The 21,220-nt window shown below is 37.3% G+C and carries 14 protein-coding genes and 1 pseudogene; 4 read left to right on the forward strand and 11 right to left on the reverse strand.

What is annotated here, in order from left to right; translation table 11 throughout:
- Nucleotides 1-83 precede the first annotated feature (83 nt).
- A pseudogene (locus tag ACUL40_RS09910) lies at nucleotides 84-481 on the reverse strand (NUDIX hydrolase).
- A complete protein-coding gene (locus ACUL40_RS09915) occupies nucleotides 478-819 on the reverse strand; it encodes an ASCH domain-containing protein (protein ID WP_139846882.1) in 342 nt (113 codons plus the stop codon). Before ACUL40_RS09915 ends, ACUL40_RS09910 begins: the two are co-directional and overlap by 4 nt.
- A 110-nt stretch (nucleotides 820-929) precedes the next feature.
- Here ACUL40_RS09915 and ACUL40_RS09920 point away from each other — a divergent pair, with 110 nt between their 5' ends.
- Nucleotides 930-1,487, forward strand: a complete 558-nt coding sequence (locus ACUL40_RS09920; protein WP_000966303.1) for a CatB-related O-acetyltransferase — start codon at nucleotides 930-932, stop codon at nucleotides 1,485-1,487.
- A 49-nt stretch (nucleotides 1,488-1,536) separates the two neighbouring features.
- Here ACUL40_RS09920 and ACUL40_RS09925 read toward each other — a convergent pair whose 3' ends face one another.
- The gene (locus tag ACUL40_RS09925; RefSeq protein ID WP_445422994.1) at nucleotides 1,537-9,009 is read right to left on the reverse strand and encodes a DUF7507 domain-containing protein; all 7,473 of its coding nucleotides are present in this window, start codon (nucleotides 9,007-9,009) and stop codon (nucleotides 1,537-1,539) included.
- Between the two features lie 116 nt (nucleotides 9,010-9,125).
- Between ACUL40_RS09925 and ACUL40_RS09930 the strand changes: the two genes are divergently transcribed.
- Nucleotides 9,126-9,875, forward strand: a complete 750-nt coding sequence (locus ACUL40_RS09930) for a (S)-benzoin forming benzil reductase (protein ID WP_001271070.1) — start codon at nucleotides 9,126-9,128, stop codon at nucleotides 9,873-9,875.
- 35 nt (nucleotides 9,876-9,910) lie between these two features.
- Here ACUL40_RS09930 and ACUL40_RS09935 read toward each other — a convergent pair whose 3' ends face one another.
- The 6 genes from ACUL40_RS09935 to ACUL40_RS09960 all read right to left on the reverse strand — a co-directional run bounded on the left by ACUL40_RS09935 (nucleotide 9,911) and on the right by ACUL40_RS09960 (nucleotide 16,419).
- Nucleotides 9,911-10,744, reverse strand: coding sequence for a GNAT family N-acetyltransferase (locus ACUL40_RS09935; protein WP_000615373.1), 834 nt, complete (start codon nucleotides 10,742-10,744; stop codon nucleotides 9,911-9,913).
- Between the two features lie 66 nt (nucleotides 10,745-10,810).
- Nucleotides 10,811-12,319: an argininosuccinate lyase gene (gene argH / locus ACUL40_RS09940; protein WP_445422993.1), complete on the reverse strand. Its 1,509-nt coding sequence runs from the start codon at nucleotides 12,317-12,319 to the stop codon at nucleotides 10,811-10,813.
- A gap of 101 nt (nucleotides 12,320-12,420) precedes the next feature.
- Nucleotides 12,421-13,530: a serine hydrolase gene (locus ACUL40_RS09945; protein ID WP_445422992.1), complete on the reverse strand. Its 1,110-nt coding sequence runs from the start codon at nucleotides 13,528-13,530 to the stop codon at nucleotides 12,421-12,423.
- A gap of 117 nt (nucleotides 13,531-13,647) precedes the next feature.
- The gene (locus tag ACUL40_RS09950; protein WP_000756458.1) at nucleotides 13,648-14,580 is read right to left on the reverse strand and encodes a nucleoside hydrolase; all 933 of its coding nucleotides are present in this window, start codon (nucleotides 14,578-14,580) and stop codon (nucleotides 13,648-13,650) included.
- Nucleotides 14,581-14,703: 123 nt separating this feature from the next.
- Nucleotides 14,704-16,137 (reverse strand): sodium/pantothenate symporter, encoded by a 1,434-nt coding sequence (gene panF, locus ACUL40_RS09955; protein WP_001104820.1) that lies wholly within the window; start codon nucleotides 16,135-16,137, stop codon nucleotides 14,704-14,706.
- Between the two features lie 3 nt (nucleotides 16,138-16,140).
- Nucleotides 16,141-16,419, reverse strand: coding sequence for a YhdT family protein (locus ACUL40_RS09960; protein WP_000656239.1), 279 nt, complete (start codon nucleotides 16,417-16,419; stop codon nucleotides 16,141-16,143).
- Between the two features lie 273 nt (nucleotides 16,420-16,692).
- Between ACUL40_RS09960 and dhaS the strand changes: the two genes are divergently transcribed.
- Entirely contained in the window at nucleotides 16,693-18,177 is a 1,485-nt protein-coding gene (gene dhaS / locus ACUL40_RS09965) for an aldehyde dehydrogenase DhaS (protein WP_000080281.1), read from the forward strand.
- 50 nt (nucleotides 18,178-18,227) lie between these two features.
- Here dhaS and fabG read toward each other — a convergent pair whose 3' ends face one another.
- Complete coding sequence (gene fabG / locus ACUL40_RS09970; RefSeq protein ID WP_000395038.1) at nucleotides 18,228-18,968, reverse strand: 3-oxoacyl-ACP reductase FabG; 741 nt, start codon at nucleotides 18,966-18,968, stop codon at nucleotides 18,228-18,230.
- Between the two features lie 132 nt (nucleotides 18,969-19,100).
- Between fabG and ACUL40_RS09975 the strand changes: the two genes are divergently transcribed.
- Nucleotides 19,101-19,250 carry a YfhD family protein gene (locus tag ACUL40_RS09975; protein WP_001035815.1) on the forward strand — a complete coding sequence of 50 codons (150 nt, stop codon included), beginning with the start codon at nucleotides 19,101-19,103 and terminating at the stop codon, nucleotides 19,248-19,250.
- 73 nt (nucleotides 19,251-19,323) lie between these two features.
- Here the strand turns inward: ACUL40_RS09975 and ACUL40_RS09980 are convergent, their stop codons facing one another.
- A complete protein-coding gene (locus ACUL40_RS09980; protein WP_000928147.1) occupies nucleotides 19,324-21,177 on the reverse strand; it encodes a terpene cyclase/mutase family protein in 1,854 nt (617 codons plus the stop codon).
- Nucleotides 21,178-21,220 lie beyond the last annotated feature (43 nt).

Here is a 21,220-nt window from a genome sequence, read left to right on the forward strand (position 1 = left end):
AACCTCCTGATTATAAACATACTCGAATACAATACTTAAATCAGAAGACTATGTCAATGGTTTTTTTTGTATGTTGTCAGACGTTATATTTTATAATGATTAAATATATTTCTGACCACTTCATAAGGTTTTATATTCACTTTTTCCAACTCGTTTATCGGTAGCCATAACGGAATATAATTTCCCCTACCTTCCAGCTGAAATTCCTCAGCTGTTCCGCTTCCGAACACTCCGCCTGTAATATAGGCAGCATAATAATATTCATTTCCTTTATATTTTACCTTTGCAATAAGGTGCTCCACTTGTATATGTGTACCCCTAATTCTTCGTATACCTCTCTTTTCGTTGCCTCTTCAGGCGTTTCACCTTCCTCAATCCCTCCGCCAGGAAAAACATAATATCTTTCCTCTTCTCGAATACGTTTTATAAGAGCGATTTTTCCTTCCTGTACAATGATAGCTGCTCCGCGATTTCTTATCATTTTATTACCTCAATACGAATCGCAACTGTTCCCCACTCTTTTTCTTGTTCTTTCGTATATATTTTGTATGTACTTTCTAACATTTCCTCTAAACTATCATTTTCACAATCCAATAAATTTTTATCGATTTGTTCATATATAGCTTTAAAGCTCTCGTATCGCTTTATTTCCGTTACTTTTACCGTCATCATTTCTGTTGTCTTAAGATTCGTAAATACGATTTCATCTTCTTTGTTTATTAGTTGACGTTTTTTATCGTATAGGCGTACTTCATATACTTTTTTCCCTGATCGAATTGACTGAAACGGTTTATTATATAAACCCATTTCGTATCGCATACATCCCACTCCCTTTTGTTCATTTCACCTATTAATACAGTTCACATTACTACATCTTGCATATAATATTCCATACGTATCACTTAATTGAGAAAGGAGGCTGAAGAAGCATGTTATATTTAAATCAAAAACCTGAATATAATAAATATGATATTGGTGATTATACTTATAGTAAAGTAGGGCCAACCATTTTTTCTTGGAACGATGAAACAAAATTGAAAATAGGTAAGTTTTGTTCATTAGCAGAAGAAGTCGTTTTCATACTTGGCGGTGAACATCGCGCAGACTGGATAACAACTTATCCATTTAATGCACTTTTTGATGAAGGAGCACATATTACTGGTCACCCTTCTTCAAAAGGTGATATCGTAGTTGGCAATGATGTATGGATTGGTTATCAATCCTGCATTTTATCTGGTGTTACAATTGGTAACGGTGCCATTATTGGTGCAAAAAGTGTTGTTACAAAAGACGTCCCTCCATATGCAATTGTGGCTGGTAATCCAGCAAAATTTATTCGATATCGTTTCCCGCAAGAAACAATTGACAAACTAGAGAATCTTGCATGGTGGGACTGGGACATTTCTGTTATAAAAGGAGCTATTCCATTACTACTTTCCGACAAAATCGACGAATTTTTCACCTCGCCCGAAAATGAATCTATATGATTAAAACAGAAAGAGCATCCAATTATTTTTCAGGATGCTCTTTCTGTTTTTATTTTTTATGTCCATGCAAATGATTACACGGAGAACATTGAAATGGAATCTTATCTAAGCAATTAAAGTTTGTTTCGCAAATTTGTTCAATCGTTGGAACAAATGGAATGACAACTATGTTACTTTCTACTATTTGTGTAACAGGTGGCAATACTGTGCCTACTTGATGTTCAAAACGAATACTCGCTTGATTTATATAATTTCCTGAACCATTTGGCGCGCTCTGTACTGCTACTTGGAACGAAACTGTCCTTGCTTCACCAGGATTTAAACTTTCGATAAGAACCCCTACTGCCGGGCTTACATTCGGCACTGGCGTATTATCAACCGTTACACTTCCAGGAACAAATCGAACACTACTATCTAACATATCTTGAAAACGAATATTTTGCATTACAGTATCACCCGTATTTGTGATGACTGTCGTAAACGTAATGACATCTCCAATTGTTGCTACCTGTAAATCTGCCGTTTTTACGACTGTCGTTGAGACATTTTGAGGAATAAACGGGATAACAACTGTATTACTATCACCTTCAACTACTACTGGCGGCTCATTCGGATTTACAGTTGCAAGCCCATTCGCTGTAGCAGTATTTGTAACTAAATTATTTACTTGCCCTCCTATTATTACAACTTGGAAATTAATAATTGCTGCATCATTTGGCTGAAAATCACCTAACGGAATACCAGTATTCGGATTAGCAAATGGAAGAGGTACATCATTTACCGTTACCGTACCATTTATAAATAGCGTATTCGGATCAATGATATCTGTTAACACAATATTGGTCACAGGAACTGTACTATCATTTATAACAGCGATTCCGTAAGTGACAACATCCCCTATCATTGCTACTTCAAAGTTTGCTCCTTTTGCAACAAATAAGATTGCAGTATTTACCGTCACTATAACTGTATTGCTTGTATCCATCACTGTAACTGGCGGCTCCCCTGGTACTAAAATATATTCTGCTAACGCCCCAGCAACGTTCACTACTGTACCACCATCCGGAAAACTTGTAATCGTAGCTTCATATGTTACAAGTGACGTCTCACCAACTGGTATATCAGGTATCGTAAATCCAATCTGCGGATTTAACCCCGGTTGCGGAACCCCATTTATCGTTACACTATTTGGAACGAAATCAGCTTCCTGAGATAGCACATCGATAAATTGAACATTCATTGCATCAGCAGTACCAGTATTTAATATACGAACAGTATACGTTACCGTTTCTCCTACACCAACAACTGAATGGTCTACTTCTTTTAGCATATCTAAGCTACCTCTATTTACCGGCGTAACCGTCGTATTACTTGAATTTGTAATTGTAGACGGAGGTTCTCCTGGAATCAATTCGAAATCACCCGTTACTCTTGCTGTATTCATAATGCTACTAGAAGGCGGAACTGCGATTACATTTACTTCAAATGTAATTAATACACTATCCCCTACTGCAAGATCAGGCAATGCAAAGCCTACAAATGGATCTAAACCTACTTGCGGAATCCCATTTATTTGTACACTTCCAGGAACGAATTCTAAACTAGGTGATGGAACATCGATAAACTGAACATTCGTTGCTGTTACCGTTCCCGTATTTGTAACTTGCACACTATACGTTAACGTATCTCCTAATCGTGTCGCTTCTTTATTTACAGATTTTATAACGCTGAATCGTCCTCTATTCACTCTAGTTATCGTCGTATTACTCGGCTCTGTTACTACAACTGGTGGTTCTCCTGGCACTAAAGTAAAGCTTCCTGTTATATTTGCAACGTTCGTAATTGTTCCTGATGACGGGATGTTTGTAACTGTCGCTTGAAACGTCACTATAACTGTTTCACCAACTGGGATATCTCCAACTCCAAATCCAGTAATCGGATTTAAGTTTGGTTGCGAGGCTCCATTTATCGTTACACTATTTGGTACAAATGACGCCCCTGCTGAAATGGTATCAACAAACTGAACAGCATTAGCTGTTACTGTTCCAGTATTTGTTATTTGAACCGTATACGTTAATATATCTCCAACGAGAGTAGCAACCCTATTTACTTGTTTAATAACATTAAATTGCCCTCTATTTACAGTTGTAAGTGTTGTATTGCTCGGCTCTGTTACTATAACTGGTGGTTCTCCTGGTACTAATACAAAACTTCCAGTTACATTTGCCGTATTGGCAATTGTTCCGTTTGATGGCGCACTAACAACGGTTACTTGGAAGATGACTTCTACACTTTCACCTGGGTTTATATCTGGAAGCGGGAATCCATTATTCGGATTGAATCCAGGTTGTAACACACCGTCTATCGTTACAGTGTTCGGCACGAATGCTATAGAGGAAGGTAATAGATCACTATATTGAATATTCGTTGCTGGCACTGTTCCTGTATTTTGAACTACTGTTGTATATGTGATTGTATCGCCTACTGCAACAACCGGCTGACTCACTGATTTTAAAACATTCAAACCAGGCTCATTGATTTCTGTTAATGTCGTATTACTTGTCGTTGTTTCCGTAATAGGCGGTTCTGTTTCACTTACAGCAAATGTAGCTGTAACGTCTACAAAATTAACAATCGTTCCACCTTCTGGTATGCTTGTAACCACTTCCTGATATGTGACAAGTACAAAATCATCGACAGGTATATCTGGAACTGTAAAACCAATGAAAGGATCTAATCCTGGTGCTGGTACCCCGTTTATGCTCACACTTCCTGGTACAAATGCTACACCCGCGGAAGTAGTATCGATAAATTGAACATTCGTCGCTGGCACTGTTCCGAAATTAAAAATCAATACATCATACGTTAATATTTCTCCTACCGTCGCTACTTCTTTATCTACTAGTTTCAATGGAAAAATAAACGCTATATTAATTGTCGTAACGACTAAATTTGTTAATATCGTTTCCGTAATCGGTGGTTCCTGCGGATTTGGTTGTGAAGTAAATGTAACATCTGCATCATTTAATATGACTTCATTATCTGGAATTTCTGTAATCGTCACTTGGAATGTGACCTCAATACTTCCACCAGCGATTAATAATGGAGTAACTGTAAATCCTATTTCTGGATTTAAATCAAGTTGCTGCACTCCACCTATCGTTACACTATTGTCAACAAACGTCGTTCCTTCTGGTATGACATCTTGGAAGAACACATCTGTAACAGGGATAATTCCTACGTTTGAAATGAGCACAGTATACGTTAATACATCCCCAACGGCCCCAGTTGCAACATCAACTGTCTTTGTTGCAGTTACTTCACCAGGAGGAGGTAACGGTATTGTAACTACCGTTGTATTACTTGAATTCGTTGTTGTTACAGGTGGCTGTAAAGGATTTAATAAGAAAGTGGCTGTAGCAGATGCTGTATTTAATACTGCTCCACGTGTAGACGGTGCAACTACCGTAACTTGGAACGTTACTGTCAATGATGTTCCAGCTGCAATATTAGGAAGCGGGAAACCAACATTTGGGTCAAATCCAGGTTGTGGCGTTCCATTTATCGTTACACTATTTGCTACAAAAGTTGTTTCTAAAGCAATTGGATCAAGGAAAGAGACATTCGTTGCTGTTACTGTACCGTTATTTCGAATAACAACAGAATACGTGTAAGTTTCTCCAAGTGCTGCTTGTTGTACAGATGAAGATTTTTGTATATTTAACTGTGCTGTGTTTACTTGCGTCACTACAAAATTACTATTTGTAACAGTCGTTATTGGAGGGTTTGCTGGATTTATAAGAAAACTTGCAGTAACGTTTGATTGGTTTCTTATATTTCCACCGCTCGGAACACTCGTCACTGTAACTTGAAACGTAATCGTAGCCGTTTGCCCGACCGGAATATTTGGTACCGGGAAACCTAGCATAGGATCCGCGCCTTGCTGTACGACTCCATTTATCGTCACACTATTTGCTACAAAGGCAGTACCAGACGGAATTGGATCTTGAAAAACAATATTCGTTGCAGGAACAGTTCCTGTATTTTGAATAAGAATCGTATACGTTAACGTATCTCCTACACCGGCTTGTAGTGTATTTACACTCTTCATTACATTAAGTGATCCTACATTCACTCGCGTCACAACAATATTACTAATCGTTACAATTGTAATTGGTGGCTGGAGAGGACTTACTTGGAAATCAGCAGTGACATTCGCATTATTCGGAAGAACTCTATTTGGTGGTACACTCGTGATTGTCACTTGAAAAGTGACCGTCACCATTCCTCCTACTGGAATATTAGCAAGTGGAAATCCAGTTGTCGGGTTTAAACCTGGTTGAGGTGTCCCGTTTATTGTTACACTATTCGCTACAAAAGTGGTTCCAACTGGAATCGGATCAAGGAATGATACATTTGTCGCTGTCACCGTTCCACTATTTTGTATACGAACTGTATACGTTAACGTATCTCCTACACCGGCTTCAGTAGCACTTACACTTTTCATTACATTTAACCCTGAAGAATTCACGATCGTCATAACAGTATTACTTGGTACTGTTACAGTAATCGGCGGCTCTGTTGGATTTACAAGGAAATCTCCAGTTACATTCGCATTATTTACAACATTATTTCCTTGGGGAATTTCATCAATTAATACTTCAAATGTAACAATAACACTGGCGCCAGTAGGCAAATTATTTAATGGGAATCCAAGTTCTGGATCTGCCCCTTCTTGTAAAACACCATTCACAACTACACTATTTTCAATAAATAATGTCCCTTGGGGAATTGAATCTTGGAAAAATACATTCGTAGCTGGTACACTACCTGCATTTATGACTTCTATTGTATATACTAAAATATCCCCTACTGTTGCAACATCCGTATTGACTGCTTTCACAACTTCAAAGTTTCCTGATTGTACTGTCGTATTCACAACATTACTCGGTACATTGATTGTTACTGGTGGTTCATTCGGATTCACTTGAAAGCTTGCTGTTACATTTGCTTGATTTAAAATATCTTCATTTTCTGGATTCTGTACAATTACTACGTCAAATGTGACTACAACCGTTTGAGCCGCAGGAATATTCGGAAGAGAGAATCCTGTATTCGGATTTAGTCCACTTTGCTGTACTCCATTAATTGTTACAGAATTTGCAACAAATGAAACAGCAGAAGAAATAGGGTCTTGGAAAAATACATTTGTTAACGGAACATTCCCTGTATTTTGGACGGCAATTGTGTACGTTAAAGTATCCCCTACCGCCGCTTGCGTTGTATTTACTTCTTTTATTACATTTAAACCGCCTGTATTAACTTGTGTCACAACTGTATTCGTTTGTCTATTAATTGTTATCGGTGGCTGATTCGGAATAACGACGAAATTAGCAGATACATTTCCGCGATTCGCAATCGTACCTCCCGATGGTGTAGATGTTACTCGTACTTGAAATGTAACAGTCCTACTTCCGCCAGGAGATATATTAGCTACTGTAAACCCAGTCGCTGGATTTACCCCAGGTTGTGAAACCCCATCCACAGTCACACTATTTGCTATAAATGTCGTTCCAATTGGTATTGGATCTTGAAAAATAACGTTCGTTGCAAGTACATTTCCTGTATTTTGAATTGTTACCGTGTACGTAAGAACATCGTTAACCGTTGCAAAAGCTCTATCCACTGTTTTTCTCGTTGTTATATCAGCTATATTAATTGTCGTAACTACAGTATTACTTGTCGCTTGCCCTGAAACTGGTTGTTGACCAGGCACTGGAGTAAAGGTAAATGTTGCACTTGCACGGTTTGGAATTGGATTGACAAGAGGGTTCGATGTTACTCGAACTTGAAAGCGCACTACAGTCGTTTGCGAAGCATTAATACTTCCTAGATTAATACTACTTGCTGGATTCGCTCCTGGACGCGCTACTCCATTTACCGTAACGCTATTTGCGACAAATGTTGTTCCAGCAGGGATACTATCAACAAAAATAACATTGCTCGCAGTGACATTTCCATTATTTGTGATATTAACTGTGTACGTTAATACATCATTAAGCGTTGCCGTCTGTAAATCTACAGATTTCTGCATACTTATAGTTGCTTGATTCACTGTCGTTTGTACTGTGTTTGAAGAAGACGTACTTGTAATAGGAGGACTACCAACGAAAGGACGAAATTGATATGACACCATTGCACGATTTAAAATAGGATTGGGATTCGGGAATGATATTATTCGAACTTGAAATGTAACAATTCTTTGCGTGTTATTTGGGATTGTACCTAAATTAATTCCATTAGAAGGGTTTGCATTCGGCTGTGTTACTCCCCCTACCGTAACACTACCTGCAACAAACGTCGTTCCGTTCGGAATACTATCACGTAATACAACGTTTTCTGCACTTCCTGTTCCTGTATTTGGGACCGTAATCGTATAAGTGAGAATATCCCCTACCCCTGCGACTGTTCTATTAACTGATTTAACAGGATTAATAATTGGACCTGTTGCATCAATTTGAACACCAAAACCAGCTGCTGCGTATCCATCTCCATTTGTAACAAATCGAACCGTTGCTGATGTTTGACTGTTTACTAAAGATGAGGAGGCATCTACATTCGTAATATCCCACCCTTGTCTTCGGACGGCCAAAGCTACCCCTAACGGCTGATTCAAATCTCCAAACGTGCCGCTCGTATCTAAATTTCCACTATCATTACAAATTTGTGACTGAAAGAAATTATTCGCAGGATTTCTCGGTCCGAATAATGCAACTGTAGCATTTGCATTCGGCCCAAAGCGAAGTTGATCTCCAACAATGTTAGAATCACCTTCTTGAGCAGTTACGAGCACTCTTCCTGTAACAGCTCCTGTTGCCGGCGTAGCAAAACCTGAAATTGTAGCATCAACTGGCGGGGATGAAGCATCGATAATTTCTTGACCTGCATATACTGACAAATTTCGAAGTGGTAAACTTGCATTTTGATACACAACCTCAAGCGTCCATCCAGCTGAACGACTGATTGTCGGGTCGGCTGAAGTTCTTGCAGCTGGCACAGCACCCGTTGTATATGTGCCTGCTCCACCTGCACTAACAAGATTTGTTACATTGGCAGAGCGAGCATAATAAAACTGATTTCCTACTGAACCTTGCTGCGCGGTAGCAGGATCTGGCGTAACAGAAAACGTCCCTGCTGGCGTTGTAAATGTAATGTTATCATTTAAAAATGGTAACACATCTTCCGTATCAGTCCGGAAAGTACCAGCCCAAACTAATTCTGCATATAATACACTGCTTCCCGCTGGAAGATTTAAAATTGCACTTGAAGAATTCAATTGCCATTCATCTGTTGTCCCTGCTGGGAACCCTGGTACTTGCAATGCTGTATTTACTGTCGTAAACACAGCAAGTGTACCAAAAATATTACCTGGTGCAGGTGATGTAGGGCTAAGTCCCAGCGTATTCCCAGTAAACGTGACGGCACCAGGTACTGTTGTCGTAAACCTATTTATAAAAGGCACACAATCATCTCATTTCAATTATAGTAAAAAGTGCTCTATACTATAAAATGTAGACAAACTATACAATGTACGTTGTCCAACAAAATTCCGCACATATGAGAGGGGTTTATAAAACTATGCGCTACGTTATCATAACAGGAACTTCACAAGGTTTAGGTGAGGCAATCGCTACGCAATTATTAGAAAAAAATACAACTGTCATCTCTATTTCTAGAAGAGAAAATCAAGAGCTTACAAAACTTGCAGAGCAATATAACAGCAATTGCATTTTTCATTCCCTAGATCTTCAAGATGTACATAACTTAGAAACTAACTTTAAAGAGATCATTTCATCTATTAAAAAAGACAATGTATCCTCTATTCATTTAATTAATAATGCGGGTACAGTTGCACCTATGAAGCCAATTGAAAAAGCTGAAAGTGAACAATTCATTACGAACGTTCACATTAATTTACTTGCACCTATGATTCTTACATCTACATTTATGAAACATACGAAAGACTGGAAAGTAGATAAACGCGTTATTAACATTTCATCTGGTGCAGGAAAAAACCCTTACTTTGGCTGGGGCGCTTATTGTACAACGAAAGCTGGTGTAAATATGTTTACACAGTGCGTAGCAACTGAAGAAGTGGAAAAAGAATATCCAGTAAAAATCGTCGCTTTTGCACCTGGCGTTGTTGATACAAATATGCAATCACAAATTCGCGAAACAAATAAAGAAGATTTCATAAATTTGGACCGCTTCATTGCATTAAAAGAAGAAGGAAAACTATTATCACCTGAATATGTTGCGAAAGCTATTCGTAACTTACTAGAAACTGAGGACTTCCCTCAAGGCGAGGTTATTAGAATCGATGAATAACAAAAAGGCGTGCTAAAATAGCACGCCTTTTTGTTCTACTTCTCTAAAAATATAAGCACAGACTCCGCAATTTGCTCATAACCAATTTCTTGATAAATTTTATTCGATGTCGGATTCGCTAAATCAGTATATAACGTAGTCGTCTTGTACCCTTCATCTAACATACGTTGACTAAGTGCCGCTACACACTTAGATGCGTATCCCTTTTTCCTTGCTTCTTTCGGCGTATATACAAAATTAACTGTTATATTATTTTTAGTTGGTCTCGTTTTTGCAGCTACAGAAACGAGTTTCCCATCCACTTCCAAACCAAACAGTCGATTTGTAGTTATTAATGTATATGCAGTTTGTTTTGCTTCTTCTTTCGTAGTAGGAAGCTTTACATCTTCACAAAATTGATATATCCACTGTTCTATTAATGGTAATTCATCATTATTTACCGCTCGAAAAAGTCCATTCGCATTACACTTCTTCTTTACTCTGTTCAACTCATACACACCTTGCTCCATTGCAACATTCATTTTCTTATTTTCTAATACCGCAATCTCTTCCGCTAATTTCTGTACAATTTTCTTATTACCGATCAATCCAGGAATATCCGGATATACTTTCGTTAACTCTTTTGCAAGTTCCTCAATAGCTACTCCCGAAATTTCAGAAGTTGCAACAATGATTTGTTTCTTCTCTTCTGTTTGCAGAAATACAACCGCAATGTCTTCTCCTTGTTTCGCTATCCCCATAAATATCGGTTCTTGAACCATTTGTAATACACCTAATATGAGATTGTTTTCCTGCTCATTCTTTTCTAGAAATGGTGTAACATCTTCTTTAAAATGAAAAATCTCTTCATATACATGTAATTGAATCATCGACAATCTCTTCTCTCTATTTATATTTTAATTAAGTATTGGCGATTAATTCATTAAATCCCTCTTTTACGATTCAATAATATTCAAAGCTAATGTATTCAAGGCATTTTCAGCTTGTAAAATTCTCTGTTTTTCCTTTTCAAATACATCTTCTTCTTTTCGAAAGGACTCTTTTCGATTTTTAATCATACGCTTCATTTCTTTTTTACTCGGTCCACCGTATACATTTCTTTTTTGAATAAAAGCTTCTGGCGATATAATTTCTTTCCACTCTTTTTCTAATACATTTATTTTAAAATGTTCTTGCAAATACATATTTACATCTTTGAAGTGTAATTCATGTAGTTCTTTTTTCTGCTCCAATGACATATTTGCAATAACACTTGCTGCATGATGAGCATGCCGAAATGGAATTTCATAATTTTTCGTTAAAACATCAGCGAAATCCGTTATCGTTATTGCATGTTTATAGGAACGACTTTTTAACGTTTCTTCTTCTACTTTCATCGTTAGGATCACTGCATTCATCATACAAAAAACACGAATCGCCTTTTCAATCCCTTTATATAAATATGGCTGCAAGTCATCTTCCGTATCGACAATATCACCAAATGGTGTATTATGAATCATTTGAAATACTGTAAATGCTTCTCCTAAAGCACTACTCGTAATTGCACGAGCGTGTTCAATTGAAACCGGATTTCGTTTTTGCGGCATAATACTACTGATTTGTACATATGGCTTTGCAACAGTAATACCGTCATATTCTTTCGTTGCTAACAACAAAAAGTCATGAATCCATCTACTCGTATTCGTCATCATTACCATAAGTAGCGAGCTAACTTCTAATAAATAATCCGCTCCGGCAACAGCATCATATGAGTTCTCAATTACAGTTGTAAATCCAAGTAGATGAGCAACTCGTTCTCGTTTAATCGGGAAACTTGTTGTAGAGAGTGCAGCCGCCCCCATTGGAGACTGATTTAAAAGCTGGTACGTTTTTTTCATTCGTTCTAAATCTCTTTGCATCGTATCATAAATTGCTAACGTATAATGACCAAATGTTGTTGGCTGTGCCGGTTGTGTATGTGTATAAGCTGGCATGATCGTTTCCTTATGATTATCAGCAAGTTGCAGTACACTTTCTTGCAATAGCAAATAATGTTCCATTAATCGTAATATATACCGCCTTAAACTCATGCGATACATCGTTACACCCATATCATTTCTACTTCTACCAATATGCATATTACTTACAAAATCGCATTTCGCTTCTTGAGAAATTAAATGTTCGATTAAAAAAAAGAGGTCTTCATGCTGCTCTGTATATACCAATTTATCTTTTGGTATTCGCTCTACTTTTCTAAGTGCGTTTAATATAACTTTAGCTTCTTCTATTTTTATTAAACTTTCTTCAGTCAGCATCGTAATATGTGCTTTATGCACTTGAAACATATCTTTCAATAAGTAATTTCGTTGAAAATCAAATACATGTTGTAATACACAATCCACATATGTTTTTCCAGGGAAATCAGCGCCTTCACTCTTTATAAACTCTTCCTTACTCTGTTTCATCACCTTTTCCCCTCTCACCTAAGTATTACTACCCATCATACCCATTGATAGAAAAAAAGTGCCTGTACATCAAAATAAACTCGGTGCTCTCTGCACCGAGTTTATTTAATAAAAGTCGCATCATACTTATCACTTTGCAACACTTGGAAATGTAAGTTTGCTAAATGTTTCCGTATTTCTGCACTATCGTCTTCATTTAAATTATTCGCCAAAAACACAATCTCCGTACAGTTTCCACGTTTATCCATAGCGTAAACTGCTTTTGTAACCGTCCATGGTGTATAACCATTCTTTTGCCCAGCATGTCTAAATGTTTTACGGTATTTCTTGGCACTCATGTCTGTTTCAACGATATTTGCCCACACTTTTTCTTCAGCTTCTGTCAAGCCACCTTTATGGTTTGCCTTTTGAAGTAATACCATATAATCATTTGCAGAAGCTGCTGGTAATCTATCTGACCAAATTTTGTCGTAACGTTCCTCTAAATAAAGCGGCATTTCCTTCTGTAATAATGGTCCCTTCTTCTTTAAGCGTTCATGAATAATCATCGCATATTCACGATATTGCTCTTGAGACATTTCTTTTAACTTTTTCTCTATTTTATATTTTGGAACATGTAATTCTTTATGCAAATATCCCGGGATATACAAAGATGAAACGATTGGAAATAGTGGTTGATGTGCAGGAAGTGATAAACTTTGTAAATTTCGATTGATGTTATCTAATCCTAACAATTCCATTAAGTATTCAGCATTTGCATTCGAACTAAACTTAACCATTCCTTTTGCCACTTCTTCTAAAGAAACCGCTCCTTCAGTTATCTTGCCCGTTTTCTCCAAATACTTTTGCCATCTATCTTGTGCACCACCATCTGTATTCGGCACATAATAGCGATTCACATCATTAATCGACACGAAACTAGAAGAATCAATTTTCCCTTCAGTAACTTGTTTCGTATATTCAAGCGCCACAATTAATTTCATCGTACTAGCAACTGGCAATACAACATTTGGGTTTACAGAATAAACAACTTTATCATTTCTCTTTACTAGAAGCGCACTATTTTTTTCATCTTTATGTTCTTCAATAAAAGATGCAATATACTGTGCATCATCATTATTTGAACTCCACACTTTTTTCACTAAAAAGTTACCCGATATTAGCAAAACAAAAATACCCACAATTACTGCGCATACTATAGTTTTTTTCAAGTAAAATTCCTCTCCTATTGTGTAACTCTTCTCTATTTATCATTTAAAAACAAAATAATGGAGATGGTCATTTACATAACCATCTCCATTATTTTAACTTGTATGCTCCTATTATGTCTACGTCATAAATTTCACAAAATCCTCAAGAAACTTTTTATAATGTAACGACCAACCAATTCGCACCCAATTTTTTAATGCTTTTGCATCAGGTTGAGGCCGAAAATCAGCAATACTCTCTCCTTTTGCAATTCCAGCTGTATCTACATCGACACGACGATATACATAATCTAAAAGGGATGGATTTGCCGCAACCATCATTGTAACGACGTCATGTACTGGACTTCCCTTTATTTTCGGATTTAACTTTCTATAAGCTTTATAATAGTACGTAAATATCGGCTCGATTAACTTATTAAAACTCGTTTTAGAGTGTTTCGTAATATATTTTACCATTTCCGGTGTAATAATTGCTTCAGATGTAACGTTAAGTGGCACTAATGTCACATTTTTGGCATTTTGCATAACTAATTGTGACGCAATGGGATCACCATGAAAATTCGCCTCTGCGACTGGTGTTACATTGCCAGGCATTAAGAAAGCACCGCCCATTATATAATATTCTTTCACATACTTCATCATCGGCTTTTCTAAAATAAATGCTGTCGCTAATGTTGTTGATCTACCAGCATCGACTATTATTAATTCTCCTTTATATTTTTCAAGAAGATCAAAAAATGTACAAAAAGGCTTTATATTTGGTGAAAAAGTTTTTGGAGGTTTAATTGGCCCTAAACCGTCTGTCCCATGAATTTCTGGATAATACGTCGTAATATCTCCGGATAAAGGAATTTTCGCACCATTAATAACAGGTATATCTTCCCGTCCTGCCATTTGCAATAAATATGCGGCATTACTTGTCGCCTTTTCTTGTGTTACATTTCCATATCCCGTTACTACACCAACAATATCAATATCAGGATGCAACAATCCATACATAATTGCTAAAGAGTCATCAATTCCCGGGTCTCCTAAAAATAACACTTTTTTCATCGACCTCAACTCCATCCCCTCAGTTGTTATTAATTTATGAATAACCGTGGATATACAGAATAAAAAAAGAACAAATTCATACGAAAAAACGCAGTCTTATAAGGACTACGTTCTTCAGCTAACCTATACTGTTTTTTTTACAGCACTCATACTTCCAATAACATAAGCGATAAACGCAAAACAAATCGGGAAGACAACTGTATGTATACCGAACGGATTTGGATAGAAAAGATGAATACACATATATGAGCCTACCCCAACTAAAATAGACGCAAGCGCTCCTGTAGCATTTCCTTTCCTCCAATATAACCCTAATACGATTGGCCAAATGAATGCTGCTTCTAATCCACCGAAAGAAAATAAATTTAGCCATATTAAAAAATCTGGTGGTTTAATCGCCGCTGCATAAACGAGTAGTCCTACAATACCAGTAATCCACAAACTTCCTTTTTTTATCGTACTGTCTGCTGCATCTTTATTTATGTAATTTACATATATATCTTTAATAATTGACGAGCTTACAAGTAATAATAAAGAGTTTACTGTAGACATAATCGCTGCCATCGGTGCAGCTAAGAAAACTCCAGCTAACCAAGGAGGTAACACTTCCATCGCAAGTAGCGGCATTACTTTATCTGGTACCGTTATACCTGGAAGTACTACTCTTGCAAATACACCAGTTAAATGCATACCGATCATAATTGTGCCAACGACAACGGTTCCAATTATTAAAGCTTGATGCATCGCTTTTGAATTTTTATAAGACATGGCACGCACGCTAATTTGCGGTAAGCCGACAACGCCAATTCCAATTAAAATCCAAAATGATGTAACATATGATTTCGTTAAACTGCCATCTGCTCCGAATGGTGTAATTAACTTTGGATTAATTTGAACAAGTTCCTGCATAATCTTTTCAATTCCACCACCAGCAATGACAGTAGCAATTAAAATGATTGTCGTTCCAACTAACATAATGATTCCTAATAATGTATCTGATAGAGCAACTGCACGAAATCCACCAATTAATACGTACACAAGTACAGAAAAAGTAAATAAAAATAGTGCTGTTGTATACGATAGACCAGTTAGTGACTCGATTAATCGTCCACCACCGACCCACTGGGCTACTGTCGCTGAAAATAAAAAGATAATAATACATAACGCAGAAAGTATAACAACTGCTTTATTATTGTATCTCCCTTTTAAATAATCGATAAGAGTAATTGCTTCCATCTTCCTAGCGATAATTGCAAACTTTTTACCGATAACCGTTAAAACGATATAGCCTGTTACAACTTGAATCGCAGATAACAGTACCCATCCAAGCCCCATATTGTAAGCAATACCAGGGCCACCAATAAAGCTACTTGCACTACCGTACGTAGCAATCATTGTCATCGCTAATAATAAACCGCCTAGCTCACGCCCACCAAGAAAATATTCTTGTAAAAATTTATTATGAGCAGTTGCTTGCACACGTCTTGAAGCATATACACCAATTAAAAATACAACGATAAACGAAATTATCATTGGAATGATTACATACCAATTCATCTATTATTCCTCACTTTTTTCTTCCTCATCGAGTGAAATATCTTGAAATACAAAACGAACAACTAAACTAAGTAAAATAACCATAACGATAAATCCAACGATACAGCTATAAAAAAACCATGCGGGAAAACCTAATACATATGTATATTCATTCGGATTTTTACTACCAAGCCCATAAGCAAATCCGTACCATATTATAAAATTAATAATAGCAAGTCCAAGACCAATTAACGCTTCTCTATGGGCTATTCGAAAGCGTGGATCATCATGATAATCTTTCATTTTTACCCCTCCTCTCACGATGTATTATTGTACCATTGTTCTTCTAGTTTTTCCTACTAGAAAGCAAAAACAAGCAGGATTTTTTATAATCATATAGAAGATTCTCTTACATTACATATTTTTTACAATTGTAACACAAATGAAATTTGAATTTTCAGTATTTCTTAATTATGATTTTAATTAGAGGCTTTCCATCTAGTTTCCACATCCTTGATTTCGGAATAAGCGCCGTCTCGTACTGCGTTTACATTATATTTTCAAGGGGGTTATACAATGAGTCAACTAGCTGTAAATCTTCATGAAAAGGTAGAGAAATTTCTTCAAGGTACAAAAAAGTTATATGTGAATGGATCTTTCATTGAAAGCGCTTCCGGTAAAACATTTAAAACACCTAACCCAGCAACTGGTGAAACACTTGCCGTCGTTTCTGAAGCTGGTCGCGAAGATATTCATAAAGCTGTAGTCGCAGCTCGTATGGCTTTTGACGAAGGTCCTTGGTCTCGTATGAGCACCGCTGAGCGAAGCCGTCTCATGTACAAGTTAGCTGATTTAATGGAAGAACATAAAGAAGAGCTTGCACAGCTCGAAACATTAGATAACGGAAAGCCAATCCGTGAAACAATGGCAGCAGACATACCACTTGCAATTGAGCATATGCGCTATTACGCTGGATGGGCTACGAAAATCGTTGGTCAAACAATTCCTGTTTCCGGTGATTACTTTAACTATACACGCCATGAAGCTGTTGGTGTCGTTGGTCAAATTATCCCTTGGAACTTCCCGCTTCTTATGGCAATGTGGAAAATGGGAGCAGCGCTTGCTACAGGATGTACAATCGTTTTAAAACCTGCAGAACAAACTCCACTATCTGCTCTATACTTAGCTGAATTAATTGAAGAAGCTGGATTCCCGAAAGGTGTTATTAATATCGTACCTGGATTCGGTGAATCAGCTGGACAAGCTCTCGTTAATCATCCACTCGTTGATAAAATTGCATTTACCGGTTCTACTCCTGTCGGTAAACAAATTATGCGACAAGCATCCGAAACATTAAAACGCGTTACACTTGAATTAGGCGGTAAATCACCAAATATCATATTGCCAGATGCTGATTTATCTCGCGCGATTCCTGGTGCACTTTCTGGTGTTATGTTTAACCAAGGACAAGTATGCTCTGCTGGATCACGCTTATTTGTTCCGAAGAAAATGTATGATAATGTCATGGCTGATCTCGTCCTCTATTCTAAAAAACTAAATCAAGGTGTCGGTCTTAACCCTGAAACAACAATTGGCCCTCTCGTTTCCGAAGAACAACAAAAACGTGTAATGGGCTACATTGAAAAAGGGATTGAAGAAGGCGCTGAAGTACTTTGCGGAGGAAGTAATCCATTCGATCAAGGCTACTTCGTTTCTCCTACAGTATTCGCTGACGTAAATGATGAAATGACGATCGCAAAAGAAGAAATTTTCGGTCCAGTTATTTCTGCAATACCGTTTAACGATATTGACGAAGTAATTGAACGTGCAAATAAATCACAATTCGGCTTAGCGGCTGGTGTGTGGACAGAAAATGTTAAAACAGCACACTATGTTGCAAGTAAAGTACGTGCAGGTACAGTATGGGTAAACTGCTATAACGTCTTTGATGCAGCATCTCCATTTGGAGGATTTAAACAATCTGGTCTTGGCCGTGAAATGGGATCTTACGCATTAAATAACTATACAGAAGTAAAGAGCGTTTGGCTTAACTTAAATTAATGAGAAAGAACCTGACCTACCTGGTCAGGTTCTTTTCATTATGTATTCCTTTAAACTTGCAGTCCTCCGCTCACATTTAATACTTCACCTGTAATATAAGATGCGTATTCTGATGCTAAAAAGGCTGCTGCGTTCGCAATATCTTCTGGCGTTCCAATTCTACCAACTGGAATAGCGCCAACCATCTTTTCTTTCACTTTATCTGGTATCGTTTTGGTCATATCTGTATCCATAAACCCCGGACAAATCGCATTACAAGTAATACCGAAACTTCCAACTTCTTTCGCTGCTGTTTTCGTTAATCCTACAACTCCTGCCTTTGTAGCCGCATAATTTGCTTGACCTATGTTTCCTTCTCTACTAATTGAAGATATATTAATAATGCGTCCATACCCTTGTTGTCTCATGTAAAGAAGCGCGGGTTGCATACAATAAAAAACTCCAGTTAAGTTCACTTGTAATACTTGTTCCCAAGCAGACTTCTCCATTTTATGTAACATTGCGTCTCTTGTAATTCCAGCATTATTCACCAAAATATGTAATGTACCAAATTTTTGAACCGCATATTCAATTAACGACTTTGCTTCATTTTGATTACTCACATCACATCGATATGAGCACACTTCATATCCTTCATCTGATAATTCACGTGTCGTTTTTTGTAGATTTTCTTCATTTACATCGCTAATTAATACTTTCGCCCCTAGTTTTGCATAAACCCTTGCAATCTCTTTTCCAATTCCCTGTGCAGCTCCTGTTACAACAGCTGTTTTCCCATTTAAAAACTCCATTCCTATCCCCCATTTCTATTACTTATACTGTATATTTCGGCTCCTTGCTTTCCAATTCCTCTTTGTATAAAAAAGTCTATTTGTGTCAAACTAACTTTGCAACGTCGCATAAACGCAAGGAGATTGTGTCGAATGAACAAAAAGAATTTCAAACAAAGCAAAGCAACTGATGGCATTGATGTTGAGTTCTCTCGCGAACTCGCTGACCACAACGACTTAGAAGCAAATGCACGTGCAAATGCCGCTGATGCACGTCAAAAGCGCCAATCAACCGAAAAATAAGGTACATCACAACCTTATTCTTTTCAAAAGGGACCTACTACCCAACAAAATAAACCGAGAGACATCTCTCGGTTTATTTTCTATATTTTTTTGCATAATGAGCCAAAGTAAGCAATGGATATATATGAGCATAACTATGATAACGAATATAAAACCCACCTGGTAAACCTGTTCCAGTAGGATATTTTTCATTTATATAAGAGTTGGAGAGCAAATATGAAATACCTTTTCGAATGACTGGCGTTTCTTTATCATAGTAAGAAATGAGGGCATCTAACGCCCATGCTGTTTGGGATGGTGTACTAAATGGCAAAGTAACAAATCTTTTTTCCACACTACTTTGGCAAGATTCTCCCCAGCCACCATCTTCATGCTGTATATGTTCAAGCCATAAAGCTGCTCGTTTCACTGATGGATCGCTAGATGGTATTCCTAGTGACCGTAAACCAGTCAACACTGCCCATGTACCATATATATAACAAATTCCCCATTTCCCATACCACGATCCATTTTCCTCTTGTACATTCATTAACCAATTTATCGCACTTTGTTTTTGTTTCTCGGGCAATTCATTTTGCGTATACGTTCCGAAAAATTCTAATACTCTTCCTGTAATATCTGGTGTAGAAGGATCTGTAATCATATCACTTGCATTTTCGATTGGTAAATTTGCTAATATACGGCTCGTTACCCCTTTTTCAAAAGCCCCCCAACCACCATCATTATTTTGCAATCCTTTAACCCAATTAACCGCTCGCTTCCAAGCAGTGTCTACATTTTCGTTCCCTCTACTTCGCGCCAATGCTCTTAACGCAGCAGTTGTATCATCAATATCTGGAATCGTCGTATTCACATCCGAAAAGCCCCAACCACCCGGGAAGAGATCCGGTGCATGTACACTCCAATCTACTTTCTTCGTTTGCTGTTTTCTTAGTAAATATGCTGATGCATTGTGAATCACTTTACTTGCTTTCGGAACTTGAGCTTCTTGCAAAGCATAACTGAGTAAAGCTGTATCCCATACAGTTGATGGAGAGTTTTGCAAATGGCTCCCTCTCTCCATCTTCCATATATAAGATGTGATTCCCGTTATAGCTTTTTGAATAATTGGTGATTGAATAGAATGTCCTAATGCAAGTAAAGCATAAATCATATAAAACGAGGCAGTTGCGTAGCTATATAATGTTCCATTTTCATCAATACGCTCTTTCATAAAACGTTCTACTTCCTCATATCCTTTATGATGCAAAGAAAGTGGATACGTTATAATTTTCTTCACGTCACTTACTAACGTTTGAAAAACTGGAGACCGATCCTCCCGAAACCATTCTCCGCCCCCGCCTGCAATGTGATTTAAATTTGGCAATAACTTTTTCCCTACTCGAAATCTTTTATTTAAACACAACATCATCGGAATTAAATGAATACGTGCTGAGCTACTCAGTTCAAAAATACTGAGAGGGGAATCATTCTGCAGAAACATAATTGGTGTTGGCAAATGAAAGAGAGAAGGATATTCATATTCTCCATGAATCGCTAATAAAAACTTCGTCATAAAATGAGCACGCGCTACCCCACCGCGCTCATTTATAAACATTTCCGCTCGCTTCATATTCACATCTTCTTTTGTATATTTTTTCGATGCAAGTAAGGCAGCATAAGATTGAATTGTAGCAGATAAATTACCACCCACTTCATCTTCATACAATTTCCATGTTCCTTCATTTGTTTGGAGTGATGCTAATCTTTTTACAAACGGTTCTATCTCTTTATCTTTACCTAATAATTTTAATAAAAAAATCATATGACAATCTGTTAGTGGCGCTCCTTCAAAACAAAACCGCCACGTACCATCTTGCCGTTGCATTGTTTGAAGTGCAGTTGTTCTTCTCGCTATTTCTTCATGCACTTTTTCATATAATAACAAGTTGCTCACCCACCCTTTCGAAATCCGTATAACGATATTCAAA

It is taken from the genome of Bacillus sp. KNSH39, assembly GCF_052656585.1.